Source organism: Parasutterella sp. St.1A3, from assembly GCF_059728705.1.
Window position 1 is genome coordinate 2,479,419 of sequence record NZ_BAAGFK010000001.1, and the last position, 26,953, is coordinate 2,506,371.

The 26,953-nt window shown below is 51.0% G+C and carries 25 protein-coding genes and 5 tRNA genes; 3 read left to right on the plus strand and 27 right to left on the minus strand.

The genetic code is table 11. The features are described 5' to 3' along the window. Positions 1 to 9: 9 nt before the first annotated feature. From rplV to rplC, 6 genes are read right to left on the minus strand one after another with little or no spacing between them, the layout of a single operon-like run. Positions 10 to 354, minus strand: a complete 345-nt coding sequence (gene rplV, locus AC6I1F_RS11555) for a 50S ribosomal protein L22 (RefSeq protein ID WP_160335504.1) — start codon at positions 352 to 354, stop codon at positions 10 to 12. 5 nt (positions 355 to 359) lie between these two features. Continuing rightward, complete coding sequence (rpsS, locus tag AC6I1F_RS11560; protein WP_160335503.1) at positions 360 to 644, minus strand: 30S ribosomal protein S19; 285 nt, start codon at positions 642 to 644, stop codon at positions 360 to 362. 10 nt (positions 645 to 654) lie between these two features. After that, positions 655 to 1,482 (minus strand): 50S ribosomal protein L2, encoded by an 828-nt coding sequence (rplB, locus tag AC6I1F_RS11565; protein ID WP_160335502.1) that lies wholly within the window; start codon positions 1,480 to 1,482, stop codon positions 655 to 657. Continuing rightward, positions 1,482 to 1,778, minus strand: a complete 297-nt coding sequence (gene rplW, locus AC6I1F_RS11570; RefSeq protein ID WP_289077165.1) for a 50S ribosomal protein L23 — start codon at positions 1,776 to 1,778, stop codon at positions 1,482 to 1,484. The genes rplB and rplW overlap by 1 nt, the downstream gene beginning before the upstream one ends. Continuing rightward, the gene (gene rplD, locus AC6I1F_RS11575) at positions 1,775 to 2,395 is read right to left on the minus strand and encodes a 50S ribosomal protein L4 (protein WP_160335500.1); all 621 of its coding nucleotides are present in this window, start codon (positions 2,393 to 2,395) and stop codon (positions 1,775 to 1,777) included. Before rplD ends, rplW begins: the two co-directional genes overlap by 4 nt. A 10-nt stretch (positions 2,396 to 2,405) precedes the next feature. Further along, positions 2,406 to 3,056 carry a 50S ribosomal protein L3 gene (gene rplC / locus AC6I1F_RS11580; protein ID WP_160335499.1) on the minus strand — a complete coding sequence of 217 codons (651 nt, stop codon included), beginning with the start codon at positions 3,054 to 3,056 and terminating at the stop codon, positions 2,406 to 2,408. Between the two features lie 396 nt (positions 3,057 to 3,452). On the opposite strand from rplC, the gene AC6I1F_RS11585 reads away from it, so the two are divergent. Then, positions 3,453 to 4,526, plus strand: a complete 1,074-nt coding sequence (locus AC6I1F_RS11585) for an FAD:protein FMN transferase (RefSeq protein ID WP_160335498.1) — start codon at positions 3,453 to 3,455, stop codon at positions 4,524 to 4,526. A gap of 60 nt (positions 4,527 to 4,586) precedes the next feature. Here the strand turns inward: AC6I1F_RS11585 and rpsJ are convergent, their stop codons facing one another. The 21 genes from rpsJ to AC6I1F_RS11690 form a co-directional block, all read right to left on the minus strand. Further along, positions 4,587 to 4,898 carry a 30S ribosomal protein S10 gene (gene rpsJ / locus AC6I1F_RS11590; RefSeq protein ID WP_160335497.1) on the minus strand — a complete coding sequence of 104 codons (312 nt, stop codon included), beginning with the start codon at positions 4,896 to 4,898 and terminating at the stop codon, positions 4,587 to 4,589. A 63-nt stretch (positions 4,899 to 4,961) separates the two neighbouring features. Continuing rightward, positions 4,962 to 6,152, minus strand: coding sequence for an elongation factor Tu (gene tuf / locus AC6I1F_RS11595; protein ID WP_160335496.1), 1,191 nt, complete (start codon positions 6,150 to 6,152; stop codon positions 4,962 to 4,964). Between the two features lie 40 nt (positions 6,153 to 6,192). Beyond that, positions 6,193 to 8,295, minus strand: coding sequence for an elongation factor G (gene fusA, locus AC6I1F_RS11600; protein WP_160335495.1), 2,103 nt, complete (start codon positions 8,293 to 8,295; stop codon positions 6,193 to 6,195). Positions 8,296 to 8,351: 56 nt separating this feature from the next. Further along, positions 8,352 to 8,825 carry a 30S ribosomal protein S7 gene (gene rpsG / locus AC6I1F_RS11605; protein WP_160335494.1) on the minus strand — a complete coding sequence of 158 codons (474 nt, stop codon included), beginning with the start codon at positions 8,823 to 8,825 and terminating at the stop codon, positions 8,352 to 8,354. A 109-nt stretch (positions 8,826 to 8,934) separates the two neighbouring features. Further along, positions 8,935 to 9,312, minus strand: a complete 378-nt coding sequence (rpsL, locus tag AC6I1F_RS11610; RefSeq protein WP_160335493.1) for a 30S ribosomal protein S12 — start codon at positions 9,310 to 9,312, stop codon at positions 8,935 to 8,937. A 298-nt stretch (positions 9,313 to 9,610) separates the two neighbouring features. Further along, positions 9,611 to 13,843 carry a DNA-directed RNA polymerase subunit beta' gene (gene rpoC / locus AC6I1F_RS11615; RefSeq protein WP_251570511.1) on the minus strand — a complete coding sequence of 1,411 codons (4,233 nt, stop codon included), beginning with the start codon at positions 13,841 to 13,843 and terminating at the stop codon, positions 9,611 to 9,613. Further along, positions 13,843 to 17,976, minus strand: coding sequence for a DNA-directed RNA polymerase subunit beta (gene rpoB, locus AC6I1F_RS11620; protein WP_251570505.1), 4,134 nt, complete (start codon positions 17,974 to 17,976; stop codon positions 13,843 to 13,845). The genes rpoC and rpoB overlap by 1 nt, the downstream gene beginning before the upstream one ends. 224 nt (positions 17,977 to 18,200) lie before the next feature. After that, positions 18,201 to 18,578, minus strand: a complete 378-nt coding sequence (rplL, locus tag AC6I1F_RS11625; protein WP_251570507.1) for a 50S ribosomal protein L7/L12 — start codon at positions 18,576 to 18,578, stop codon at positions 18,201 to 18,203. Positions 18,579 to 18,629: 51 nt separating this feature from the next. Continuing rightward, positions 18,630 to 19,163, minus strand: coding sequence for a 50S ribosomal protein L10 (gene rplJ, locus AC6I1F_RS11630; protein WP_160335490.1), 534 nt, complete (start codon positions 19,161 to 19,163; stop codon positions 18,630 to 18,632). A 261-nt stretch (positions 19,164 to 19,424) separates the two neighbouring features. After that, entirely contained in the window at positions 19,425 to 20,114 is a 690-nt protein-coding gene (rplA, locus tag AC6I1F_RS11635) for a 50S ribosomal protein L1 (RefSeq protein WP_160335489.1), read from the minus strand. Continuing rightward, positions 20,114 to 20,548, minus strand: coding sequence for a 50S ribosomal protein L11 (gene rplK, locus AC6I1F_RS11640; protein ID WP_066594862.1), 435 nt, complete (start codon positions 20,546 to 20,548; stop codon positions 20,114 to 20,116). The genes rplA and rplK overlap by 1 nt, the downstream gene beginning before the upstream one ends. Before the next feature lie 98 nt (positions 20,549 to 20,646). Beyond that, complete coding sequence (nusG, locus tag AC6I1F_RS11645; protein ID WP_370455743.1) at positions 20,647 to 21,174, minus strand: transcription termination/antitermination protein NusG; 528 nt, start codon at positions 21,172 to 21,174, stop codon at positions 20,647 to 20,649. A gap of 23 nt (positions 21,175 to 21,197) precedes the next feature. After that, the gene (gene secE, locus AC6I1F_RS11650) at positions 21,198 to 21,581 is read right to left on the minus strand and encodes a preprotein translocase subunit SecE (RefSeq protein ID WP_251570509.1); all 384 of its coding nucleotides are present in this window, start codon (positions 21,579 to 21,581) and stop codon (positions 21,198 to 21,200) included. Positions 21,582 to 21,633: 52 nt separating this feature from the next. Next, positions 21,634 to 21,709: transfer RNA gene (locus AC6I1F_RS11655), tRNA-Trp, on the minus strand. A gap of 34 nt (positions 21,710 to 21,743) precedes the next feature. After that, a complete protein-coding gene (gene tuf, locus AC6I1F_RS11660) occupies positions 21,744 to 22,934 on the minus strand; it encodes an elongation factor Tu (RefSeq protein ID WP_160335496.1) in 1,191 nt (396 codons plus the stop codon). A 44-nt stretch (positions 22,935 to 22,978) separates the two neighbouring features. Continuing rightward, positions 22,979 to 23,053 (minus strand) — tRNA-Thr (locus AC6I1F_RS11665). A gap of 3 nt (positions 23,054 to 23,056) precedes the next feature. Next, positions 23,057 to 23,130 (minus strand) — tRNA-Gly (locus AC6I1F_RS11670). A gap of 40 nt (positions 23,131 to 23,170) precedes the next feature. Next, positions 23,171 to 23,256, minus strand: a tRNA-Tyr gene (locus AC6I1F_RS11675). A 102-nt stretch (positions 23,257 to 23,358) separates the two neighbouring features. After that, a tRNA-Tyr gene (locus AC6I1F_RS11680) sits at positions 23,359 to 23,444 on the minus strand. Positions 23,445 to 23,474: 30 nt separating this feature from the next. Beyond that, positions 23,475 to 23,837 (minus strand): hypothetical protein, encoded by a 363-nt coding sequence (locus AC6I1F_RS11685; protein ID WP_160336359.1) that lies wholly within the window; start codon positions 23,835 to 23,837, stop codon positions 23,475 to 23,477. A 6-nt stretch (positions 23,838 to 23,843) separates the two neighbouring features. Then, entirely contained in the window at positions 23,844 to 24,161 is a 318-nt protein-coding gene (locus tag AC6I1F_RS11690) for a hypothetical protein (RefSeq protein ID WP_160336358.1), read from the minus strand. A gap of 228 nt (positions 24,162 to 24,389) precedes the next feature. Between AC6I1F_RS11690 and folE2 the strand changes: the two genes are divergently transcribed. Continuing rightward, on the plus strand, positions 24,390 to 25,190 hold the full coding sequence (gene folE2, locus AC6I1F_RS11695; RefSeq protein WP_160336357.1) for a GTP cyclohydrolase FolE2: 801 nt from the start codon (positions 24,390 to 24,392) through the stop codon (positions 25,188 to 25,190). Positions 25,191 to 25,205: 15 nt separating this feature from the next. Continuing rightward, positions 25,206 to 26,939: an arginine--tRNA ligase gene (gene argS / locus AC6I1F_RS11700; protein WP_290432533.1), complete on the plus strand. Its 1,734-nt coding sequence runs from the start codon at positions 25,206 to 25,208 to the stop codon at positions 26,937 to 26,939. The last annotated feature ends 14 nt before the right edge of the window (positions 26,940 to 26,953 follow it).

Consider the following 26,953-nt stretch of genomic DNA (forward strand, 5'->3'; position numbering starts at 1 on the left):
GTTCACCTATTATTTCTTAGCCGGTGTATCGCCGACTGTCACATAGATGTGACAAGTCTGCTTACCGATACGAGCGCCGCGGCCCTTGGCTCTGGCGGAGAAACGACGAAGTGTGGCGGCCTTCTCAACATAGATGGAAGTAACGCGAAGATCGTCAATATCAGCGCCGTCATTATGCTCGGCATTGGCAATGGCAGATTGAAGCGCTTTGCCGATGATGCCAGCAGCCTTCTTCTGCGTGAAAGAAAGAATGTTCAGGGCCTTGTCAACGGGTTTACCGCGAACAAGATCCGCAACCAAACGGCCTTTCTGAGCCGAGAGGCGAACTCCACGTACGATTGCTGTGGTTTCCATTATTCTTACCTCTTAGCTGGAGCAGCCTTCTTATCAGCTGCGTGGCCCTTGAAAGTACGGGTAAGAGCAAACTCACCCAACTTGTGGCCAACCATGTTTTCATTAATAAATACCGGCACATGCTGACGTCCGTTGTGGACAGCAATGGTAAGACCGATAAATTCAGGAAGAATTGTCGAACGACGAGACCAAGTCTTGATCGGACGTTTGTCACGACCGGCTTGGGCGGCTTCGACCTTCTTCAGTAAGGATCCGTCGACGAACGGTCCCTTCTTAAGCGAACGAGACATTCAGGCCCCCTTACTTACGATAGCGACGAGACACAATCATGTTGTCTGTGCGCTTGTTGTTACGAGTACGATAACCCTTGGTGAGCTGACCCCAAGGTGTGACAGGCGCGCGACCGGTACCGGTACGGCCTTCACCACCACCGTGCGGGTGATCAACCGGGTTCATTACAACACCGCGAACGGTCGGACGAATACCGCGCCAACGCTTGGCACCGGCTTTGCCGAGTTCACGAAGACTGTTTTCTTCATTGCCGACGGTACCGATTGTCGCACGGCATTCAATAAGAACGCGGCGAACTTCACCGGAACGAAGACGAACCTGAGCATAGGCGCCTTCACGAGCCAGAAGCTGTGCAAAAGCACCGGCAGCACGAATCATCTGACCGCCTTTCTTCGGCTTCATTTCGATGTTGTGAATCGTGGAACCAACCGGAATGTTGCGAAGCGGAAGTGTATTGCCGACTTTGATCGGGGCTTCCTGACCGCTCATGATTTCGTCACCGGCTTTCAGGCCTTTCGGTGCGAGAATGTAGCGGCGTTCACCGTCCTTGTACAGAACAAGAGCGATGTTCGCAGAACGGTTCGGATCGTACTCGATGCGTTCAACAATAGCGGGAATTCCGTCTTTGTCGCGCTTGAAGTCAATAATACGATACGCTTTCTTGTGACCGCCGCCCTGATGACGAACGGTAATACGGCCGAAGTTGTTGCGGCCGGATCCGCGGTTCTTCTTTTCAACCAGCGGAGCATACGGCTTGCCTTTGTGCAGTTCGTTGTTGACAACCTTAACTGCATGACGGCGGCCGGGAGATGTAGGTTTAAGTGTAACCAGAGCCATTACTTCACCTCTGCGAAGTTAATTTCTTGATCGTCGGCCAGGCAGACATAAGCTTTGCGAACGTCGCTGCGCTTACCGGGGAAACGACCGTTGCGTTTCTGCTTGCCTTTGATGTTCACGACCTGAACGCCGGATACTTTTACCTTGAAAAGAAATTCAACGGCGGCCTTGACATCCTCTTTAGTTGCTTCAGGAACAATGCTGAAGATGTACTGATTGTGCTTATCACCGATTCTTGTCGCCTTTTCAGAGACAACAGAACCGAGAATTACTTTGTAAAGGAAATCTTGGCTCATCCCCACATCTCCTCAAGCTTAGCAATAGCTTGTTTTGTAACGACAACAGAATCGAAGTGAACCAGAGAAACAGGATCAGCATAACGCGGCTCAACAACCCAAACGTTCTTCAGGTTGCGGCTGGCAAGATCAAGATTCTCGCTCAGCTCTGTTGTAATGATCAGAGCGCTGCCGAGACCCATTGCCTTAAGCTTGTTGGCAAAGTTCTTTGTCTTGGGAGTGTCAACATCGATGGAGTCCACAACAACAAGACGTCCGTCCTGAGCTAACTTGGAGAAAATGCAGGCCATGGCGCCGTTAAGCATCTTCTTGTTAACTTTCTGTGTGAAGTTTTCATCAGGTGTGTTCGGGAAAGCTCTGCCGCCTCCGCGCCAAACCGGCGAGGAAGACATACCGGCGCGGGCACGGCCTGTACCTTTCTGACGCCAGGGTTTGCGTGTGGAGTGATGAACAGCTTCACGAGTAAGCTGCGCACGGGTTCCGAGACGAGCGTTGGCCTGATAGGCAACAACGATCTGATGAACCAGAGCTTCATTGTATTCACGACCGAAAAGGGAATCGGCAGCCGCAAGAGTAGCGGTCTGCTGGCCCTGATCGTTTAAGACTTTCAGTTCCATTAATCGCTCCTTAGGCTTTGGCCTTCACGGCCGGACGGATAACAATTTCGCCTTCGCTGGCACCGGGAACGGCACCGCGAACCATGATGAGCTGACGATCAGCATCAACACGGGCGATAACTAAATTCTGAGTTGTGCGCTGCACGTCACCTAAATGACCTGCCATGCGCTTGCCTGGGAATACGCGGCCCGGGTCCTGACGGTTACCGATAGAACCGGGAGCGTTTGTAGACACGGAGTTACCGTGGCTGGCACGATTGGATGAGAAGTGATGACGTTTGATAGCGCCGGCAAATCCCTTACCGATTGTTGTTCCTGTAACGTCAACTTTCTGACCTTCAGTAAACATGGAAATCGGAAGAGTCTGGCCAACTTTCATTTCGCCAATCTTATCTTCTTCAACATGGAATTCTTTGAGCACGGAACCTGCTTCAACACCAGCTTTTTCAAACTGGCCTTTCAGAGGGTTGCTCACACGCGACGGCTTCTTGGAGCCGTAGGCGACTTGCACTGCATTGTAGCCGTCAGTCTCAACCGTTTTTACCTGTGTAATGCGGTTGTTCGACACATCGAGCACTGTTACCGGAATAGACACACCATCCTCGGTAAAGATGCGCGTCATGCCGATCTTACGACCGACGAGGCCGAGCTTCTCACTCATTATTATCTCCACCCCAGCTGCGATTGGCCGGGACTAGTTTAGAAAAAATCACCTTAAAAGACATTAGGTGATCACGAAAAGAAGGCGATTCTACAACGAAAAAATCCTTTTTGCAAATATTCCTTCTAAAAACCGTGAGTTATCAATTGTTAATTTGCCTCAAAATATTTCATTTCTGTTGTTTGCAAATTTTCTTCCCGCTTCTGCTGCCTTTCCCCACCGCAATTTGTCCCTCCTGCATGCGCATTAGGCCGTTTTCGCTACTCAAAACAATCTCTAACCGCCTTCCCCTGCGCAATATTCGACTAAAATCTATGTCCGCAATTAATATGTAAGAATTCGTTGCTTTAGGTTTGACTTTTTATTTAACTCTGCTTTCAGAGTTTTTTGACGAATATGTTTAGAAAATTGATTTTCTGTGCGGCATCGGCTTTTGCACTTACTTGCACTGCCGCTGCATCTGCTGAAGTCTTCTTTACCGAAACCTTTGCGGTCGGCACCATTGTCACCGGACAGTTCAAAACAAAAACAAAAGAAGAAGCTTCTGCTTGCTATCGCCTGATGAACGACGAAACACGCCGCCTCGAACATCTGCTTTCTGCCTACGACGAGGACAGCGATATTTCCCGACTCGGCAGCAACGCCGGCCATTGGGTTGAAATCTCCCGTGATACCTTCGAAGTCCTCTCAGCTTCTAAAATCATCTCTAAAGAAACCCACGGCACTTTCGATCCGACTATCGGAACAGTTATTAAACTTTGGAGCGTTGATCAGCCCGATCATCATATCCCGAAAAACCAAAGCCTTGAAAAAGCGCTTAAAGCTGTCGGCTACGAAAAAATCGGATTAAAACAGGAAAATGGCAAGTTCTACGCAAAAATAGGAAAGCAGCAGCAAATTTCCGTCGGAGCCATCGGAAAAGGTTTTATTGCCGATAAGGTTATGAAAACTCTCAAGGACCACGGATGCAGAGACGCCCTGCTCAGTTTCGGAGGAAATGTCATCGGATGCGGAACCAATGCCGAAAATAAACCCTGGAACGTAGGCCTGCAGAGCCCGGATAAAGAAAGAGGAAATTTCTTTGCTGTCGCGCCGCTTGATGACACCTCAATTGTGACCTCCGGCGACTACGAGAAATTCTTTGTTGAAAACGGCGTGAAGTACAGCCATATCCTCGACCCGAAAACAGGAAAACCGGTCCCGGCGACACTCTCTTCGGTCACAATCATTGATAAAAACTCCGCTCAGGCCGATGCGCTTTGCACCGCCTTGTTCGTAATGGGGTGGGACGGAGCAGTCAAGTTCCTTCAGGAGCATCCCGATCTTCCGGCGGTGCTCGTCGATGAATCGGTGAAAAAGGCAGCCATCACCAAGAGTGCTGAATCTCTAGTCCGCGTCACTGACCCAGCGCTTAAAACGGCAATCATCCCTCAAAGCGGCCCGGTCGTCTTTAAAGACACGAAACAATAGACGAGAGAAAAACCTCCGCAGAACTAAATCTACGGAGGTTTCGCTTAATAAGTCAACCGATTACTGGACCTTGATTTCAACGTCCACGCCTGCCGGCAGGTCAAGCTTCATCAGAGCGTCGACTGTCTTGTCAGTCGGGTCGATGATGTCCATCAGTCTCTGATGAGTCCTGATTTCAAGCTGGTCACGGCTGGTCTTGTTGACGTGCGGGCTGCGCAGAATGTCGAAACGCTGAATGCGTGTCGGCAGGGGAATCGGGCCTCTTACGATAGCACCGGTTCTCTTGGCAGTGTCGACGATCTCAAGAGCAGACTGATCGATCAGTTTGTAATCAAATGCCTTGAGGCGAATACGAATACGTTGGCTTTGCATTTTAATCCTTTAAAGAACAAGGGGCCGAAGCCGTCTTCGGCCCGCGATTCAAGTTTGTGTTAATTAGGCTTCGATCTTAGAAACAACGCCGGCACCGACAGTGTGGCCGCCTTCACGGATAGCGAAGCGAAGACCTTCTTCCATAGCGATCGGGGCGATCAGTGTAACGTCCATACGGATGTTGTCGCCGGGCATAACCATTTCAACGCCTTCAGGCAGCTGAATTGTGCCGGTAACGTCAGTTGTACGGAAGTAGAACTGCGGACGATAGCCTTTGAAGAACGGTGTGTGACGACCGCCTTCTTCCTTGGTCAGAACGTAAACTTCTGCCTGGAATTCTGTGTGCGGTGTGATGGTGCCCGGTTTAGCAAGAACCTGGCCGCGTTCAACGTCTTCACGCTTTGTACCGCGAAGAAGAATACCAACGTTGTCACCGGCTTCGCCCTGATCCAGCAGTTTGCGGAACATTTCAACGCCTGTGCAGGTGGTCTTCTGTGTCGGACGAATACCGACGATTTCAACTTCATCACCAACTTTGATGACACCGCGTTCGACACGGCCGGTCACAACTGTACCGCGGCCGGAAATCGAGAACACGTCTTCAACCGGCATAAGGAACGGCTGATCAATAGCGCGTTCCGGTGTCGGAATGTAAGAGTCGAGTGTGTCGGCAAGCTTCAGGATGGATTCTTCACCCATCGGGCCTTTGTCGCCTTCGAGAGCCATACGGGCAGAACCCTTGATGATAGGAATGTCATCGCCCGGGAAGTCGTAGTTGCTCAGAAGTTCGCGAACTTCCATTTCAACCAGTTCAAGCAGTTCTTCGTCTTCGACGAGGTCGCACTTGTTGAGGTAAACGATGATGTAGGGAACACCAACCTGACGAGCAAGAAGAATGTGTTCACGAGTCTGCGGCATCGGGCCGTCAGAAGCGGAAACAACCAGAATAGCGCCGTCCATCTGGGCAGCACCGGTAATCATGTTCTTAACGTAGTCAGCGTGTCCCGGGCAGTCAACGTGAGCGTAGTGACGCTTTTCAGTTTCGTATTCAACGTGAGCGGTGTTGATCGTGATGCCGCGTGCTTTTTCTTCAGGAGCAGCGTCAATCTGATCGTAGGCTTTGGCTTCGCCGCCGAACTTGTTGGAAAGAACGGTTGTGATAGCAGCCGTCAGAGTTGTTTTGCCATGGTCAACGTGACCGATGGTACCCACGTTCACGTGGGGCTTTGTACGCTCGTACTTACCTTTTGCCATTTTTTAAGATTCCTTAGAAAGTTTAAATAGCGTTAAAAAATTACTTTGCCTTAGCTTCAATCACTGCTTCCGCAACGTTCTTCGGAGCTTCAGCATAATGTTTGAATTCCATTGTGTAGGAGGCGCGGCCCTGTGTCAGAGAACGCAGCTGTGTAGCATAGCCGAACATCTCGGACAGCGGAACTTCAGCCTTAACAGCTTTGCCTCCGCCGGGCAGATCGTCCATACCCTGAATAACACCGCGGCGGGAAGAAAGGTCGCCCATAACGTCGCCCATCTTCTCTTCCGGAGTTTCAACTTCAACAGCCATGATCGGCTCAAGAAGGACCGGGTTGGCATTGCGCATACCTTCTTTGAAAGCCATAGAACCGGCCATCTTGAAGGCGTTTTCGTTAGAGTCCACTTCGTGGTAAGAACCGAAATGAAGTGTGGCTTTAACGTCAACAACCGGGTATCCGGCAAGAACACCGGACTTCATGGTGTCTTCAATACCCTTCTGAACTGCAGGGATGTATTCGCGAGGAACCACACCGCCCTTAATCGCGTCGACGAATTCATAGCCTTTGCCGGGATTCGGCTCAAGCTTCAGAACAACGTGACCATACTGGCCGCGGCCGCCGGACTGCTTAACAAACTTGGCTTCTGCGTTTTCAACTGTAGAACGAATGGTTTCACGATAGGCAACCTGAGGTTTGCCGACTGTGGCTTCAACATTGAACTCGCGGCGCATACGGTCAACGAGAATGTCGAGGTGAAGTTCGCCCATACCGGAAATAATCGTCTGACCGCTTTCTTCATCAGTGCGAACGCGGAAGGACGGGTCTTCCTGAGCAAGGCGGTTAAGCGCAATGCCCATCTTCTCCTGGTCAGCCTTGGTCTTGGGTTCAACAGCCTGAGAAATAACAGGTTCCGGGAACTCCATCTTTTCAAGGATGATCGGGTTAGCGATATCGCACAGTGTGTCGCCTGTTGTAACTTCTTTCAGACCAACTGCAGCAGCGATGTCGCCGGCGAGAACTTCTTTAATTTCTTTACGTTCGTTGGCGTGCATCTGCAGCAGACGACCAATACGTTCTTTCTTGCCCTTAACAGAGTTCAGAACGGTGTCGCCGGAGTTAACAACGCCGGAGTAAACGCGAAGGAAGGTCAGCTGACCAACGAACGGGTCAGTCATGATCTTGAATGCGAGAGCAGAGAACGGCTCTTTGTCATCAGCCTTACGGGAAACAACAGAGTCGTCATCCGGATCAACGCCTTCGACCGGAGGAATGTCAACCGGGCTCGGAAGGAGTTCGATCACGGCGTCAAGCATGCGCTGAACGCCTTTATTCTTAAACGCGGTACCACAGAGCATCGGCTGGATTTCACCGGCGATGGTACGCAGACGCAGACCTTTAGTAATGTCGGCTTCAGACAGGTCGCCTTCTTCAAGGTACTTGTCCATCAGCTCTTCATTGGCTTCAGCAGCAGCTTCAACCATGTTGCTGCGCCATTTTTCAGCATCAGCCTGAAGTTCAGCAGGAATGTCTTCAAATGCGAACTTCATACCCTGGGAAGCTTCGTCCCAGATGATCGCTTTCATCTTGGCCAGGTCAATAACGCCTTTAAATGTATCTTCAGCGCCGATAGGAATAACGATAGGCACAGGGTTGGCCTTCAGGCGGGACTTCATCTGGTCATAGACCTTGTAGAAGTTAGCGCCGGTACGGTCCATCTTGTTTACGAAAGCAAGACGGGGAACACCGTACTTGTTGGCCTGACGCCAAACAGTTTCAGACTGCGGTTGAACACCGCCGACCGCACAGTAAACCATGCAGGCGCCGTCAAGAACACGCATAGAGCGTTCAACTTCAACTGTAAAGTCAACGTGTCCCGGGGTATCAATAATGTTGATACGATGTTCGGGATGATTCATGTCCATGCCGCGCCAGAAGGCAGTCGTAGCAGCGGAGGTAATAGTAATACCGCGCTCCTGCTCCTGTTCCATCCAGTCCATGGTCGCAGCGCCATCATGCACCTCGCCAATCTTGTGATTGACACCGGTGTAGAACAGAATGCGTTCCGTGGTGGTTGTTTTACCCGCGTCAATGTGCGCGGAAATGCCGATGTTGCGATAACGCTCAATCGGAGTTTTGCGAGCCATGTTTTTTATCCTATATTAACGAGAGAGGCTGACACCTCTCCCAATTGTTTAAGAAATTAGTTAAAGCGGAAATGAGAGAAGGCCTTGTTGGCTTCAGCCATACGATGGACTTCTTCACGTTTCTTCATAGCACCGCCGCGGCCTTCGGAGGCGTCAAGTAATTCTCCGGCGAGACGGAGCGGCATGGATTTTTCACTTCTGCCCTTGGCGGCTTCACGCAGCCAGCGCATGGCCAGAGCCATACGGCGAACAGGGCGAACTTCGACCGGAACCTGGTAATTGGCACCGCCAACACGGCGGGACTTAACTTCAACCAGCGGACGAACATTGTTCAAAGCGTTCGTAAACACTTCGATAGGATCTTTACCAGACTTAGTCTGGATTTCTTCCAAAGCGCCATACACGATGCGTTCTGCGACGGCTTTCTTGCCGTCAAGCATGATCATGTTGACAAACTTTGTGATTTCCACGGAACCAAACTTAGGATCCGGGAGTACTTCACGTTTAGGTACTTCGCGACGACGGGGCATTTTTTACCTCAATTCTGTCTTCAGTCAAATAAATTAAAAATGCGGGTCAATAAGTGAACCGCGACTTACTCGGTCATAAAAAGAGACCGTCACCGGGTGCGGGCCGGTATTAAGCCTGTTTGGGGCGCTTTGCGCCATACTTAGAGCGAGACTGCTTACGATCCTTGACACCCTGGGTATCAAGAGAACCACGAACAACGTGGTAGCGAACGCCCGGCAAGTCTTTAACACGACCGCCGCGAATCAACACGACGCTGTGCTCCTGCAGATTGTGACCTTCACCTCCAATGTAGGAAATGACTTCAAATCCGTTGGTAAGACGTACTTTGGCAACTTTACGAAGAGCCGAGTTCGGTTTCTTCGGAGTTGTAGTGTAAACACGGGTGCAAACACCGCGTTTCTGGGGGCAGTTCTTGAGCGCGGGGCTCTTGCTCTTTTCAATAGCTCTCTCGCGAGGCTTACGCACTAATTGGTTAATGGTCGGCATAAAGTCCGTATCCGAAACGATTAGAAAACCACTCTTGACGAGTGGGGTTTAACAAAAATACTTTAGGGAGATTGGCGCGGACTCTGCGCAGCGGAGGAGCTCTCTAGGGAGCTTTCAAAGAGCGCAGAAATCCGAGCGGATTTCCGAAAAGTTCCGCATTATTGCTCAAATCTAATCTTTTGTCAAATTTTTCTTGTTCGATTAAGTAGTTAGCAATTGTGTTTCCTGCAACTTCCTACAAAGGAAAAAGGGCGGCCTTTCGGCCGCCCTTCTTGGCTTTTAACGAGTGCTTCTCAGTTTACTTGCTGGGAATAATCACGTCGTCCGCTGCGGATTTGACCGCGTCTCCGACAAGATTCTCATTTCCGACATAAGCAGTGTCAGTCATGATCTCATTGTCGTACTTAAACGCGTCCGGATCGCGACGGGCTCTGTGATAGGCCAGACCTGTACCGGCAGGAATCAGACGACCCACAATCACGTTTTCCTTCAGGCCGCGAAGCTCATCACGTTTGCCCATGATGGCTGCTTCGGTAAGAACACGTGTGGTTTCCTGGAAGGACGCCGCAGAAATGAAGGAGTCTGTCGACAAACTCGCCTTGGTAATACCGAGCAGAATGTTGTCGTAGAGCGCCGGACGTTTGCCTTCGGCCAAAACTTTTTCGTTTTCATCCAGCATTTCGCTGCGTTCAACCTGCTCTCCGTTGATGAATCTTGTGTCGCCCGGATCGGTAATCACAACACGGCGAAGCATCTGACGAACAATCACTTCAATGTGCTTGTCGCTGATCTTCACGCCCTGCAGACGATACACCGCCTGGACTTCGTCAACAACGTAGCGGGCCAGAGCCTCAATACCGTTCAGACGCAGAATGTCATGCGGATCGGCCGGACCGTCAACAATGACCTCGCCTTTATGAACCACCTGACCGTCATGGACCAGAATTGTCTTGTCCTTCGGAATCAGGAATTCATGTTCGGCGCCTTCCGTATCCGTAATAATCAGACGCTGTTTACCTTTGGTTTCTTTACCGAATGTAACAGTACCGCTGGCTTCGGCAAGTACGCCGGCATCCTTCGGAGAACGTGCTTCGAAGAGCTCGGCAACACGCGGCAGACCGCCGGTAATGTCTCGAGTCTTCTGACTTTCTGTCGGAATTCTCGCCAGAACGTCACCAACGCTCGCGTGGTCACCGTCATGAACCGTGATCAGGGCACCAACCGGAAGCTGAATGCTCACCGGATGCTCTGTTCCCGGAATCTTAACGAGTTCGCCTTCGTCATCAAGAAGCTGAATCATCGGACGACCGATCTTGCTCGAGGCAGAGTGCTTGCCGTCGATAACGACAAGAGAGCTCAAGCCCGTCACTTCATCGATCTGGCTCTTAACTGTGACGTTGTCAATCGCGTTGGCAAAGCGGACACGGCCGGCGTATTCGGTAACGATCGGACGAGTCATCGGATCCCAGTTGGCAAGCTCAACACCGACCTGAACTTCTTGTCCGTCATTGGCGAGCAGGTTCGCGCCGTAAGGAATCTTATGGCGTTCACGTTCACGGCCATTCTGACCTTCGATAACGATTTCGCCGGAGCGGGAAATAACAACCTTGTTGCCCTTCTCACCCGTCACATAACGCATCGCGCTTGTGAAGCGGACTGTACCGGCAGACTTCGTCACGACGTTGCTCGCAACAGCGTTTCGGCTCGCAGCACCACCGATGTGGAATGTACGCATTGTCAGCTGAGTACCCGGCTCACCAATGGACTGAGCAGCGATAACACCGACTGCTTCACCGGCGTTAACCAGTGTACCTCTGCCGAGATCACGTCCGTAGCACTTCGCGCACAGACCGTAACGGGTTTCACAGGTAAGCGGGGTGCGAACCATCATTTCATCAATACCGAGCTTCGTGATCTGTTCGACATCGTCTTCATTGATCAGATGGCCGGCTTCAAAAATGACTTCATGAGTATCCGGATCGAGAACGTCTTCAGCTGTAACACGGCCAAGAACACGATCGCCCAGAGCTTCAGCAACGTCGCCGCCTTCAACCAGAGCCTTCATCAGAACACCGCGGTGTGTGCCGCAGTCGTCTTCTGTGACCACCAGATCCTGTGTCACGTCAACCAGACGACGAGTCAGGTAACCGGAGTTCGCTGTCTTCAGAGCCGTATCGGCCAGACCTTTACGTGCTCCGTGGGTAGACACGAAGTACTGCAGAACGTTCAAGCCTTCACGGAAGTTCGCGGTAATAGGCGTTTCAATAATGGAGCCGTCCGGCTTGGCCATCAGGCCGCGCATACCGGCAAGCTGACGAATCTGCGCAGCGGAGCCTCGGGCACCGGAGTCAGCCATCATGTAAATGGAGTTGAACGATTCCTGCTCAACTTTGTTGCCATGACGATCGATAACAGGCTCCTTGGAAATTTCTTCCATCATCACCTTACCGACCTTATCACTTGTGCGGCCCCAAATATCAACCACCTTGTTGTAGCGTTCACCGGCAGTCACCAAACCGGAAGTGTACTGAGCATCGATCTCTTTAACTTCCTGCTCGGCTTCATGCACAATCTTTTCCTTCGCTTCAGGAACAATCATGTCGTCAATAGCGATGGAAAGACCGCCGATGGTAGCAAGGTGATAACCGCGCTGCATCAGCTTGTCGGCGAAAATAACCGTTTCGCGCAGGCCGCAGCGGCGGAAAGCCATATTGATCAGCTTGGCAATCTCTTTCTTCTTCAGTGTCTTGTTCAGAACGCTGAATGGAAGTCCCGGAGGAAGAATTTCCGAAAGAAGCGCACGGCCGGCTGTTGTTTCGTAACGAACCATGCGCGGTGTCTTCTCACCGGTCTCTTTGTCGACGTCAAACTCATTCACACGAACCGTGCAGCGAGTCTGAAGCTCGATCGCTTTGTTGGCAATCGCGCGTTCAACTTCGCCGATGTCGGCAAAGAACATACCCTCGCCCTTGCCATTGATACGTTCACGGGTGGAGTAGTACAGACCAAGCACGATGTCCTGAGACGGAACGATCGAAGGATCGCCGTTCGCCGGGAACAGAACGTTGTTCGAGGCAAGCATCAGAGAACGGGCTTCAAGCTGGGCTTCCAGAGAAAGCGGTACGTGAACAGCCATCTGGTCGCCGTCGAAGTCGGCGTTGAACGCCGCGCAGACGAGCGGATGGAGCTGAATCGCTTTGCCTTCAATCAGAAGCGGTTCAAACGCCTGAATACCGAGTCTGTGAAGTGTCGGAGCGCGGTTCAGCATGACCGGATGCTCGTAAATCACTTCTTCCAGGATGTCCCAAACAACCGGTTCCTGGTTCTCGACCATCTTCTTGGCAGCCTTAATGGTTGTCGCAAGACCGCGAAGCTCAAGCTTGTTGAAAATAAACGGCTTGAACAGCTCAAGAGCCATCAGCTTCGGCAGACCGCACTGATGAAGCTTGAGGTACGGGCCTACTGTAATAACAGAACGACCGGAGTAGTCAACACGCTTACCGAGCAGGTTCTGACGGAAGCGACCGCCCTTACCCTTGATCATGTCAGCAAGGGACTTCAGAGGACGCTTCGACGGACCGGTCATGGCTTTGCCGCGGCGGCCGTTGTCAAGCAGCGAGTCAACCGCTTCCTGAAGCATGCGCTTTTCATTGCGGACAATGATGTCCGGAGCTTTCAGCTCAAGAAGACGTTTCAGACGGTTGTTGCGGTTAATGACGCGGCGATACAGATCGTTCAGGTCACTGGTCGCAAAGCGGCCGCCGTCAAGCGGAACCAACGGACGAAGATCCGGCGGAAGGACAGGAAGAACTTCCATAACCATCCATTCCGGTTTAATGCCGGAGCGCTGGAAGCCCTCAAGAACTTTCAGACGCTTGGCAATCTTCTTAACTTTGGCGTCACTCGTTGTTTCCTTGAGCTCGGTTCTCAGGTCGTTAACTTCCTGATCAATATCGATGGATGCGAGAAGCTCACGAATCGCTTCTGCGCCCATCATCGCCTTGAATTCGTCGCCGTATTCCTCTGTCTTGGCAAAGTAATCGTCCTCAGTCATCAGCTGACCGCGGCGAAGCTCTGTCATGCCGGGGTCGACAACGATGTAGGCTTCAAAATACAGAACACGCTCAATGTCACGGAGCGGGATGTCAAGAACCATACCCATTCTGGAGGGAAGGCTCTTGAGGAACCAAATGTGAGCGACCGGGCTGGCAAGCTCAATGTGTCCCATTCTTTCACGGCGAACTTTGGAGAGTGTGACTTCAACACCGCACTTCTCGCAGACAACGCCCTGATGTTTCAGACGTTTGTATTTGCCGCAAAGACATTCATAATCCTTAACCGGTCCGAAGATCTTGGCGCAGAAAAGACCGTCACGCTCAGGCTTGAACGTACGATAGTTAATCGTTTCCGGTTTCTTTACTTCGCCGTATGACCAAGATCGGATTTTCTCAGGAGAGGCAATACCGATCTTGATTGCGTCAAAAGGCTCATCTTCGCTGTTCTTCTTTAAAAGATTAAAAGGAGAATTCATCATTTTTTAGCAGGTTCCTTATTGCGGTCGAGGTCGATGTCAATACCGAGAGAACGGATTTCCTTAACCAGAACGTTGAAGGACTCCGGCATACCCGCATCGATCACGTGATCGCCCTTGACAATATTTTCATAAAGCTTTGTACGGCCGGTAACGTCGTCAGACTTAACCGTGAGCATTTCCTGCAGTACATAGCTGGCACCATAAGCTTCCAGAGCCCAGACTTCCATTTCACCAAAACGCTGACCACCGAACTGAGCTTTACCGCCCAGAGGCTGCTGTGTGACCAGAGAGTAAGGACCGGTCGAACGAGCATGCATCTTGTCGTCAACTAAGTGGTGCAGCTTCAGATAATGCATCACACCCACTGTCACAGGTCTGTCAAACGCGTCGCCGGTGCGGCCGTCAAACAGCTGAGCCTGTGTCTTGGAAGGTGTGAGATGAAGCTTCTCAGCGGCTTCCGGCGGGAAGGCAAGATTCAGCATCTCATGAATATCTTCCTCGCTGGCTCCGTCGAAAACCGGAGTCGCAAAAGGAACGCCCTTCTTAAGGTTCTTGGCAAGAACAATGATCTCGTCATCAGTGAGAGAATCAAAGTCTTCTTTCTTGCCGTGGCTCTTGTTGTAGATCTGATTCAGGAAGGCGCGAATCTCTGCAACCTGCTTGGAGCGCTCCTTCTTAAGCATCTCTTCAATTCTCCAGCCCAGACCGAAAGCGGCCCAGCCGAGATGAACTTCAAGAACCTGACCGATGTTCATACGAGACGGAACACCCAGCGGGTTCAGAACGATGTCAACGGGACGTCCGTCAGCCATGAACGGCATGTCTTCCACACGAGTAATACGGGATACGACACCCTTGTTACCATGACGGCCGGCCATCTTATCGCCGGGCTGCAGACGACGTTTGACAGCCAGGTAAACCTTAACCATCTTCTGAACGCCTGTCGGCAGTTCATCGCCCTGTGTCAGCTTCTTGCGTTTTTCTTCAAAGGCAGCGTCAAATTCTTTGCGCTTGTCTTCCAGAGAAATACGAACGTCTTCGATCTGCTTCTGAAGGTTCTCGTCAGCCATGCGGATTTCAAACCACTGGTGAACGTTTACACCGTCCAGATATTCCTGGGTAATCTTCTTACCCTTGCCAAGGCCGTTAGGACCGCCGTTGGCAGCGTGACCGATCAGCTGACGAGCCAAGCGGTCAAATGCGTCGCGCTCAACAATACGGAGCTGGTCATTCAGGTTGGTACGGTAACGCTTCAGCGCTTCGTCAATAATCGACTGCGCACGTTTATCGCGTTCAATACCTTCACGGGTGAAGACCTGAACGTCAATAACAGTACCAACCATGCCGCTCGGAACGCGCAAAGAGGTATCCTTAACGTCGCTGGCTTTTTCACCGAAAATCGCACGGAGCAGCTTTTCTTCCGGGGTAAGAGAAGTTTCTCCCTTCGGAGTCACTTTACCAACCAGAACGTCACCGGCCTTGACTTCAGCACCGATGTAAACAATGCCGGACTCGTCAAGACGATTAATCTGGTTTTCACTCAGATTCGAAATATCGCGTGTGATCTCTTCACTGCCAAGCTTTGTGTCACGAGCTGAAACAACGAGCTCTTCAATGTGAATGGAAGAATAACGGTCATCAGCAACGACCTTCTCGCTCACCATCACAGAGTCTTCGTAGTTGTAGCCGTTCCAAGGCATAAACGCAACGAGCATGTTCTGACCAAGGGCAAGTTCGCCAAGATCAGTAGAAGCGCCGTCGGCAATCACGTCACCCTTGGCGATATGGTCGCCGGGGTTCACAATCGGACGCTGATTGATGTTAGTGCCCTGGTTGGAACGTGTGAACTTCTGCAGGTTGTAAATATCAACACCGACTCGGCCGGGGATGTCTTCCTCATCATTGACACGAACAACGATACGGTTGGCGTCAACGTAGTCAACAACACCGCCGCGTTCAGCCTGAATCGTAGTGCCGGAGTCAACCGCAACAGTACGCTCAATACCAGTACCGACAACCGGTTTTTCCGGACGCAGACAGGGAACGCCCTGACGCTGCATGTTGGAGCCCATCAGCGCACGGTTCGCGTCGTCGTGTTCAAGGAACGGAATCAGAGACGCAGCAACAGATACAATCTGCGCAGGCGCGACGTCCATGTACTGAACTCGATCAGGCGTCATCAGCACAAATTCGCCCTTGTCACGGCAGCTGACAAGTTCGTCGGAAAGATTGCCGTCCTTATCGATCGCCGCATTCGCCTGAGCAATAATGTAATTGCCTTCGTCAATCGCGGAAAGATATGCGATCTCATTGGTCACGTGACCGTCGATAACCTTGCGGTACGGAGTCTCAAGGAAGCCGTAGTCGTTCAAACGGGCGTAAAGAGCCAGGGAGTTGATCAGACCGATGTTCGGACCTTCAGGAGTCTCAATCGGGCACACGCGGCCGTAATGAGTCGGATGAACGTCTCGAACTTCAAAGCCCGCTCTTTCGCGAGTCAGACCGCCCGGACCAAGAGCAGAAATACGACGCTTGTGCGTGATTTCAGACAGCGGGTTCGTCTGATCCATGAACTGGCTCAGCTGAGAAGAGCCAAAGAACTCACGAATCGCAGCGCTGATCGGCTTGCTGTTGATCAGATCATGAGGCATCAGGTTGTCAGCTTCGGCCTGGCCGAGACGCTCACGAACCGCGCGTTCAACACGAACGAGACCGGAGCGGAACTGGTTTTCTGTCAGTTCGCCGACACAGCGGACACGACGGTTGCCCAGATGGTCAATATCGTCGATCTGGCCTTCACCGTTGCGAAGCTGAACGATCGCCTTCATCGTGTCGATGATGTCTTCCGGTTCAAGTGTCATCGGACCCTGCTCGGTTCCTCTCTTGAAGCGGGAGTTGATCTTCATGCGGCCGACGCGGGACAGATCATAAGTTTCCGGATCAAAGAACAGACGACGGAAGAGCGTTTCAACCGCTTCTTCTGTCGGCGGCTCGCCGGGACGCATCATGCGGTAAATCGCGATACGAGCGGAAAGCTGATCAGGAGTTTCGTCCAGACGCAGCGTGTCGGAGATATACGGACCGCGGTTCAGTTCATTGACGTAAATCGTCTGGAATTCCGTAACACCCTTCTCACGCATCCGAACAAGCAGATCGGCAGTGATCTCATCGTTGGCGTTCGCAACAATTTCGCCGCTTTCTTCATCATAAAGATTCGTAGCGAGGACTTTACCGACAAGAATTTCGTCAGGAATATTCAGCTCGGTAATACCAAGCTTTTCCATGTCGCGAACATGCTTAGCGTTGATGCGCTTATCTTTCGGGACAATAACTTTACCGTCTTTGTCTTTAATATCAAAGGCAGCAATCTCACCGCGGAAGCGCGCCGGGACAAGCGCCATGGAAGCGCCGTCTGCATTGAGCTTGTAGGAATCAAAGTCGTAGAACTGCTGAAGGATGCTCTCAGGAGTCATGCCCAGTGCTTTGAGCATGATCGTACCCGGCATCTTGCGACGGCGGTCAATACGGAAATGCAGAATGTCCTTAGCGTCAAACTCAAAGTCAAGCCAGGAGCCGCGGTAAGGAATAATGCGGGCGCTGAAGAGCAGTTTGCCGGAGCTGTGGGTCTTGCCGCGGTCATGCTCAAAAAATACGCCCGGAGAACGGTGAAGCTGAGATACAATAACGCGCTCAGTTCCGTTGATAATAAAAGAACCCTTATTGGTCATGAGCGGGATCTCGCCCATGTATACTTCGGATTCGCGAATCTCTTTAACGGTGCTCTGTTTAGGAGAATCTCTGTCTAAAATAACAAGACGAACTTTGGCGCGGAGGCGAGAACAATAATTCAGACCGCGGAGCTGACATTCCGAGACATCGAAGACAGGATCGTCTAAAATGTACTCTTGAAATTCAAGTCTTGCTAAGCCGTTGTGGCTGACAATAGGGAAAATGGAAGTAAATGCACCCTGTAAACCCTGGTCACGACGCTCAGAAGCCGGGACACCGGTCTGAAGAAATTCGTGATAGGAATGCAATTGCGTTTCCAGTAAGGAAGGCACCTCAAGTACGCTCGGACGCTTCGCAAAGCTTTTCCGAATACGCTTCTTTTCAGTGAACGAGTACGACATGAACACTCCGTTCGGAAGAGAAACAAAAGAAATTCCAATAGTTGCAGATTAGACACGAATAGCCACGCTAGGCCTCATGAGAGGCCCTTGCGCGGCATAACACAAATTGTCAAATTTACTGCATCCATTGAAGACTTTGACTAGACCTAAGTAGATCCACTCAGAGTTTCCATTGAAAAAACAAGGCTCCAAAAATTTTGGAGCCTTGCAGTATACCTAAAAAATTACTTCAAGTCAACTTTAGCGCCGGCAGCTTCGAGTTTCTTCTTAGCTTCTTCAGCGTCAGCCTTGGCAAGGCCTTCCTTAACAGTCTTCGGAGCGCCGTCGACGAGGTCTTTGGCTTCCTTCAGGCCGAGGCCGGTCAGTTCACGAACAGCCTTAATAACCTGGACTTTGTTAGCGCCGATTTCAGTCAGAACGACGTCGAATTCGGATTTTTCTTCAGCAGGAGCAGCAGCGGCAGCACCGGGGGCGGCAACAGCAACAGCAGCAGCGGCAGCGGAAACACCGAACTTTTCTTCCATCATTTTGATGAGTTCGGAAACTTCAAGGACGGACATGGACGCGATTGCGTCAAGGATTTCTTCTTTGGACAAAGCCATTTTGTTACTCCAATACGTTGTGTACGTAAAATTTAAACTAATTTAACTAAATCAGGCAGCAGCCTGCTGATCTTTGGCATCGCGCACAGCAGCAAGAGTTCTGACGAAACGCGCCGGAACTTCGTTGAGCGTACGGACAAACTTGGCGACAGGTTCGTTCATTGTAGCCATGAGTTTAGCCAGCAACTCTTCTCTGCTCGGCATTGTAGCGAGCTTCTCAACACCGGCAACGTCAAGGACGCTGTTCGGCATTGCGCCGCCCTTAATAACCAAGGCAGGATTGTCTTTGGCAAACTTGGCGATTACCTTAGCCGCAGCAACCGGATCGGCGGAAAAACCATACATCAAAGGACCGGCGAACTGGTCGGACAATCCTTCGAACGGAGTTTCCTTCACGGCACGGCGAACTAAAGTATTCTTCAGTACGCGCAACTCAACACCATTCTTACGTGCTTCAGCACGAAGTTTGGTAGCTGCATCAACGGTCAGCCCACGATATTCGGCAATAACAAGACCCTGAGTACCGGCGATAATTTCACCGATCTCTTTGATCATGTCAGCCTTTTCTTGTCTGTTAAGACTCATGGTCTGCTCCACTCAGAGGTGCTGAATTATCAGCACCGGTTTACTAATAACCGGCTCACTCCGAGAGTTTCAAGGAAAATGCCGATGTACGGCACACAACGCTTGTTCTCTCTTCGGTTGCCATCTACGCTGGGATCCTCAGTCAAGGAAATTATGAAGTAACATTCACCAGCGGTCTTTGACGGCTACGGCCCGAAGGCCGTAACCCAAAGTACTTTACTTGAGGCTTTCGCCTCGGATCATCTGATTCAGACGATCAAATTATCCTAATGTCTGAACGTCGATCTTGACGCCGGGGCCCATTGTAGAGCTGACGGACATCTTGCGAAGGTAGACACCCTTTGCAGAAGCGGGTTTGGCCTTGTTGAGGGCTTCAACCAGCGCTTTGACGTTCTGAAGAAGCTTGTCGGCTTCGAAAGAAGCACGGCCGACAGGAGCGTGGATGATACCAGCTTTATCGGCACGGAACTGAACCTGACCTGCTTTGGCGTTCTTAACAGCCTGAGCAACGTTCGGAGTAACAGTACCAAGCTTCGGGTTCGGCATTAAACCGCGCGGGCCGAGGATCTGACCAACCTGACCGACAAAACGCATTGCGGACGGTTCGGCGATAACGATGTCGAAGTTGATTTCACCGGCCTTAACCTGGTGAACCAGGTCTTCCAGACCAACAACATCCGCACCGGCTTCTTTGGCGGCTTCAGCAGCAGCGCCCTGAGCGAACACGGCAACGCGAACAGTCTTGCCAGTACCGGCAGGCATAACAATCGCACCGCGGACAGCCTGGTCGCTCTTGCGAGGATCAATACCAAGCTGAACAGCAACGTCAACGGATTCGTCAAACTTAGCGTTGGCGAGAGCCTTCACGAGTTCAATCGCTTCGTTGAGGCTGTAGAACTTCTGAGCCTCGACTTTGCTCTTGTTTTCTTTTTCACGTTTGCTGATAGCCATTACTTAACTCCTTCAACGGTAATACCCATCGAACGAGCGCTTCCGGCGATCGTGCGAACGGCGGCGTCCATATCGGCTGCTGTGAGGTCAGGCATCTTTGTCTTGGCGATCTCTTCAGCCTGAGCACGTGTGATCTTACCGACTTTGTCAGTATGAGGACGTGCAGAACCCTTCTGAATCTTCGCGGCTTTCTTAATCAGAATAGTAGCCGGGGGAGTCTTCATGATGAATGTGAAGCTCTTATCGGCGTACGCTGTGATCACAACAGGAATCGGCAGACCAGGTTCAACACCCTGTGTCTTAGCGTTGAACGCTTTGCAGAATTCCATAATGTTCAAGCCGCGCTGGCCCAACGCCGGTCCGATAGGAGGCGAAGGATTCGCTTTGCCGGCAGGAACCTGAAGCTTAATAAAGCCTACGATTTTCTTTGCCATTTGCTTTCCTTACGGGTAATCGCTTTTAAAAGCTCCCCGAGGTAAAAATTAAGTCCACTGTAAAAACCTAATCGTCGGACTCTTAACGATCAGGAGAATTAACCTTTTTCTACTTCGTTGAACGCTAATTCAACGGGGGTCTCACGACCAAAGATGAGAACTTTAACACGAAGTCGGTTCTTATCGTAGTTAACGTCCTCAATAATTCCTTTAAATTCTGTAAACGGACCGTTCTTAATACGGACAGACTCACCAACCTCGAATTCAACTCTCGGTCTCGGAGCTTCATTTCCGTCTGCCATCTTCTTCTTGATTACATCGATTTCACGAGTAGGCAAGGGAGAAGGCCTGTTCGCGCTGCCGCCTAAAAAGCCGGTGATGCGCGGTGTATTCTTAACCAGATGCCATGTTTCGTCATTCATGATCATGTTGACGAAAATATAGCCGGAGTACATGCGACGTGTGGAAACACGCTTTTTACCGTTGCGGACTTCAGCGACATCTTCAGTCGGCAGAAGAATTTCTCCGAAAGAATCTTCAAGGCCGGCGCGCTTAATGCGCTCCCTCAGTGCGGATTCAGCACTTTTCTCCATTCCGGAGTAAGTGTGAATAACGTACCACTTCATGTCGTCTGCCATAACTTGCCTCGTTAGATTAAGGAAAGAAGTACATCGTAAAGGAGGAATTCAATCAGCTTGTCAACCACGAAAAGGAAAAAAGCTACGACAACGACAAAGGCACAAACGAGCCCTGTCGTATTGATTGTCTCTTTTCTGGTCGGCCAAACAACTCTTCTCAGCTCTTCATAAGAGGCGCGGCAATACGCAGCAAACTCTTTTCCGGGAGCACTGAACCATCCAATAACGACACCCACAGCCAGACAGCCGACTAAAATGCCGGCACGAACAGCTGTCGGTTGTTCGGCTAACAGAGCAAAAGCAAACACTCCGCTCAAAGCGATAAGAACGGCGATCGTCATCAGAACGATACCGCCTTTGCTTTCGGGTGCTGGTGCTGTTTTTTGCGTACTCATCTGTATTTCCGGTGAAATCAAACCGCGATCCGAGGACCGCGGTTCTGAATTGTGGCAGGGGCAGAAGGAATCGAACCCTCAACCTACGGTTTTGGAGACCGTCGCTCTGCCAATTGAGCTATACCCCTATTGACTCTCTCAAACGAGAGAGCTTAAAACTTATTAGGCTTCGATCTTAGAAACAACGCCGGCACCGACAGTGTGGCCGCCTTCACGGATAGCGAAGCGAAGACCTTCTTCCATAGCGATCGGGGCGATCAGTGTAACGTCCATACGGATGTTGTCGCCGGGCATAACCATTTCAACGCCTTCAGGCAGCTGAATTGTGCCGGTAACGTCAGTTGTACGGAAGTAGAACTGCGGACGATAGCCTTTGAAGAACGGTGTGTGACGACCGCCTTCTTCCTTGGTCAGAACGTAAACTTCTGCCTGGAATTCTGTGTGCGGTGTGATGGTGCCCGGTTTAGCAAGAACCTGGCCGCGTTCAACGTCTTCACGCTTTGTACCGCGAAGAAGAATACCAACGTTGTCACCGGCTTCGCCCTGATCCAGCAGTTTGCGGAACATTTCAACGCCTGTGCAGGTGGTCTTCTGTGTCGGACGAATACCGACGATTTCAACTTCATCACCAACTTTGATGACACCGCGTTCGACACGGCCGGTCACAACTGTACCGCGGCCGGAAATCGAGAACACGTCTTCAACCGGCATAAGGAACGGCTGATCAATAGCGCGTTCCGGTGTCGGAATGTAAGAGTCGAGTGTGTCGGCAAGCTTCAGGATGGATTCTTCACCCATCGGGCCTTTGTCGCCTTCGAGAGCCATACGGGCAGAACCCTTGATGATAGGAATGTCATCGCCCGGGAAGTCGTAGTTGCTCAGAAGTTCGCGAACTTCCATTTCAACCAGTTCAAGCAGTTCTTCGTCTTCGACGAGGTCGCACTTGTTGAGGTAAACGATGATGTAGGGAACACCAACCTGACGAGCAAGAAGAATGTGTTCACGAGTCTGCGGCATCGGGCCGTCAGAAGCGGAAACAACCAGAATAGCGCCGTCCATCTGGGCAGCACCGGTAATCATGTTCTTAACGTAGTCAGCGTGTCCCGGGCAGTCAACGTGAGCGTAGTGACGCTTTTCAGTTTCGTATTCAACGTGAGCGGTGTTGATCGTGATGCCGCGTGCTTTTTCTTCAGGAGCAGCGTCAATCTGATCGTAGGCTTTGGCTTCGCCGCCGAACTTGTTGGAAAGAACGGTTGTGATAGCAGCCGTCAGAGTTGTTTTGCCATGGTCAACGTGACCGATGGTACCCACGTTCACGTGGGGCTTTGTTCTTTCGTACTTACCCTTTGCCATGTGTAGCTCCTGAAGCGCCTGACTCTGTCAGACTATTAAATAACTGGTGCCCATGACGCGGATCGAACGCGTGACCTCTCCCTTACCAAGGGAGTGCTCTACCACTGAGCCACATGGGCGATTGGAGCGGGTGAAGGGAATCGAACCCTCGTCATAAGCTTGGAAGGCTTCTGCTCTACCATTGAGCTACACCCGCTCAAAGCAAATGTTCAACTGAACACTTTCTTTGGAAATCTTGGTGGAGGGGGATGGATTCGAACCATCGTAGGCGTAAGCCAACAGATTTACAGTCTGCCCCCTTTAGCCACTCGGGCACCCCTCCACATTTGGAGAACGCAGATTTTGCCAAAGAACTTTTTCTTTGTCAAGCCTGCTGAAGATATATTTTTACGAGCTCTTACAAACCTCTTTAGATTGAGTCATTTGGTGGAGGGGGATGGATTCGAACCATCGTAGGCGTAAGCCAACAGATTTACAGTCTGCCCCCTTTAGCCACTCGGGCACCCCTCCGCTCGTAAGCAGAAGCGTAATTCTACATAATTAAATGAGAGTTGACAATTGAGCGCCGACGCCGAACATTGTCAGAACCCATCCGAGACGAACCATCCAGCCAACCCAGGGACGGTTCTGATCCTCCGCATCGCGCAGTTTCTTCAACGCTTCTTCACGCTTTTTCCCGTCCGTGACGTAAGTCAAAATGGCAAACTCACTGCTTCTGAAACACATCCCTGCAAAAATAAGCGCAAGTCCCATGTTTCCTAAGCTCTCAGCTGTGTCTCCCTCACTCAGACCGGCCAGCGCTTTGCCCATCATCACTGCTGAAATCACATAAAGTGAAGTACGCGCAATGACAGCGGCTCGAGTCTGTGAAATCGGAATTTTTTTGTCAGAAGTTCTCTGCATAAATTATTAATCTTTTTTTACAACTTTCTCTTCGGAGATGATTTCCGCATCAACGGCCTCGCTTTTATGCCAGTTCTTAGGCACAATGCTGCCGCCGCGGCCGGAATTATTGTCCGTTCTGTAATAATCGCCGGGATTATCTTCTGAATAATCCGTCTGTCCTTGAAATACTGCAAAGATTTTCCCGCTCAGCCAAAGCAGCCCTGATAGCGCAAACGCGCCGATGAGGACGGCTCCGAGAACCGGCAGAATAAACATGGCTGCCGCCAGGCCGACCGCTATCAGTAAAACCGGCACAATGAACTTGGAAAATTGAATGTTCAAAGTCTGCTCCTAACAATTAATAGAAGGAAAGGCAGTTTCATTCTACTTTGACAAAAGAGAAATAACGAGATCAATGCGTTTTGAAATATTTCTGTTTTCTCCCGCACTTCACGGCTTGTTACCTAGATAGGCTCCAGAAATCGGAGCTTTCCTAAATTGGCGGTATACTTTTCAGACTTCTAATTAGTATGGTCGAGGTATTTGACCTAATTTTAATTTATCAAACCAATGACAGAATCTACATTGATGGTCCTTCCTGATGTCCAGTCCAGTACGGACAGAAGAAATATTCCTATTCAGAAAGTCGGTGTCAAGGGCATTCGTACACCGATTCTTGTTAAAAGCCAGTCAGGTGCTCAGCACACTGTCGCTCACGTCGAAATGTACGTAGCGCTGCCCGCTGACAAAAAAGGCACGCACATGTCCCGCTTCTGGACTCTGCTCGGAAGCGTTGAGAAACCTTTCGCACCTGTGATGCTCAAAGAAGTCATCAGCCAAATGCTGGAATCGCTTAAGGCTGATGAGGGTTACATCCGCCTGTGCTTCCCATTCTTCATGGAGAAAAAGGCGCCTGTTTCCGAACTTGAAAGCACCATGGATTACGACGTTGAACTCGTTGCCGAGACGCTAAACGGACAAACAACAGTCTTCCAGAAAGTGACTGCTCCCGTCACAAGTCTTTGCCCCTGCAGCAAAGAAATCAGTAAATACGGAGCTCATAATCAGCGCTCTCACGTTTCGATCAGCGCCGAGGTCCAGACAAACTTCCCGATCGAAAAACAAATCGAAATGATTGAAAGCAGCGCTTCCTGCCAGGTCTGGGGCCTTCTGAAACGCTCCGATGAGAAGTTCGTCACCGAACACGCCTACGAAAACCCGAAATTCGTTGAAGACCTCGTGCGCGATGTCGCAATTCGCTGCCAGGATGAACCTTCTATCCTCTCCTTTACTGTAGAGGCTGAAAACTTCGAGTCTATCCACAATCATTCCGCTTTCGCTTCCATCGCTTTTAATAAAGACAACGAATAATTTTTAGAGGTCGATATGCTCGCCAATCAGAAGAAAGAAATTCTTCAGCTTTTTGCATCTGCGCTGCAGGCCGTCGGAGCACCTTCTGATGCAAAAATTGTTTTAGAGCGGCCCAAACAGACTGCTCACGGAGACGTCGCCTGCACCGTCGCCCTCCAGTGCGCCAAGGCTATGAAAATGCCTCCGCGTGCGATCGCCGAACAGATCGTTGCCAAATTAAATGAGAACCCGCAGACCAAGGAACTCATTTCCGCCATCCAGATCGCCGGCCCGGGCTTCATCAATATGACGCTCTCGGAAGCTGCAAAACAGGCTGTTGTTCCCCTTATCCTTAAAGAAGGGGCGGCATATGGATGCTCGGATGAACACACCGGTCAGTCAGTTCTGCTGGAATACGTCTCCGCAAATCCGACCGGACCTCTGCATCTCGGTCATGCAAGACAGGCTGCGCTCGGAGATGTCCTCTCCCGTATGCTGAAAAGCCAGGGCTGGTCTGTTACTCGTGAGTTCTATTACAACGACGCCGGGGTTCAAATCCACAATCTTGCCATCAGCGTTCAGGCAAGAGCTAAAGAACTTCTGGGCGAGAATGTTGTATTCCCCGAAGACGGCTATCACGGACTCTATATCGTCGATATCGCTAAAGATTACTTGGCTAAAAAAGATATTCAGACGTTCGACGGCGGCGTCATTACAAGCTCCGGAAACCCGGATGACCTCGAGGATATCCGCACTTACTCGGTTGCCTACCTCAGAAATGAGCAGCACCGCGACCTTGAAGCGCTCGACGTCTCTTTCGACAACTATTATCTCGAAAGCTCTCTTTACAAAGACGGTCGAGTAGAAAAAGCAGTTCAGGCCATCAAGGATGCCGGAAAAACTTACGAGAAAGACGGCGCGCTGTGGTTTAAGAGCACCGATTACGGCGACGATAAAGACCGTGTTATGCGCAAAGCGGATGGAACCTACACCTATTTCATCCCGGACGTTGCATACCACCTTGCCAAATTCGAACGCGGCCATTCCCGTGCGATTAATATTCAGGGAACCGACCATTTCGGAACAATTGCACGAGTTCGCGCCGGCATTCAGGCCGCTTCCGGGGCATACGGATATACCATTCCGAAGGACTTCCCGGAATATATGCTCCACACCATGCTGCAGCTTGTGAAAGACGGCAAGCCGCTGAAAATGAGCAAGCGCGCAGGCAACTATGTGACGCTCGCCGATTTGGTCGAATGGGTCGGAAAAGATGCGGCACGCCTCTTTATGGTTAACCGTAAGGCCGATGCCGAATTTGTATTCGATATCGACTTGGCTCTCAGCCAGTCAGACGAAAATCCGGTTTATTACCTGCAGTATGCGCACGCCAGAATCTGCTCCGTACTGAGACAGGCAGAAGAAAAAGGCTTTAATGTTCCTTCTGAAAAGACACTCGCAGCCGCGGATCTGTCTTCTCTGACCACGCCGGCGGAAACCGTGCTGCTGAACAAACTTTCAGACTTCCCTGCCGCACTGGCTCAGGCCGCTGACGATCTCTCCCCACAGAGCGTCGTCACCTACCTGAAGGATCTGGCTGCCGACTTCCACTCTCTCTACAACGCAGAGCGAGTGCTGGTCGATGAGACAAAAACAAGAAATGCAAGACTGGCTCTTTTACTCGCGACACGCCGAGTACTGAGAAACGGCCTTGAGATTCTTGGAATTTCTGCCCCGGAACGTCTGGAAAGAGAAACTGAACAAAATTAATTAACGGAACTGTT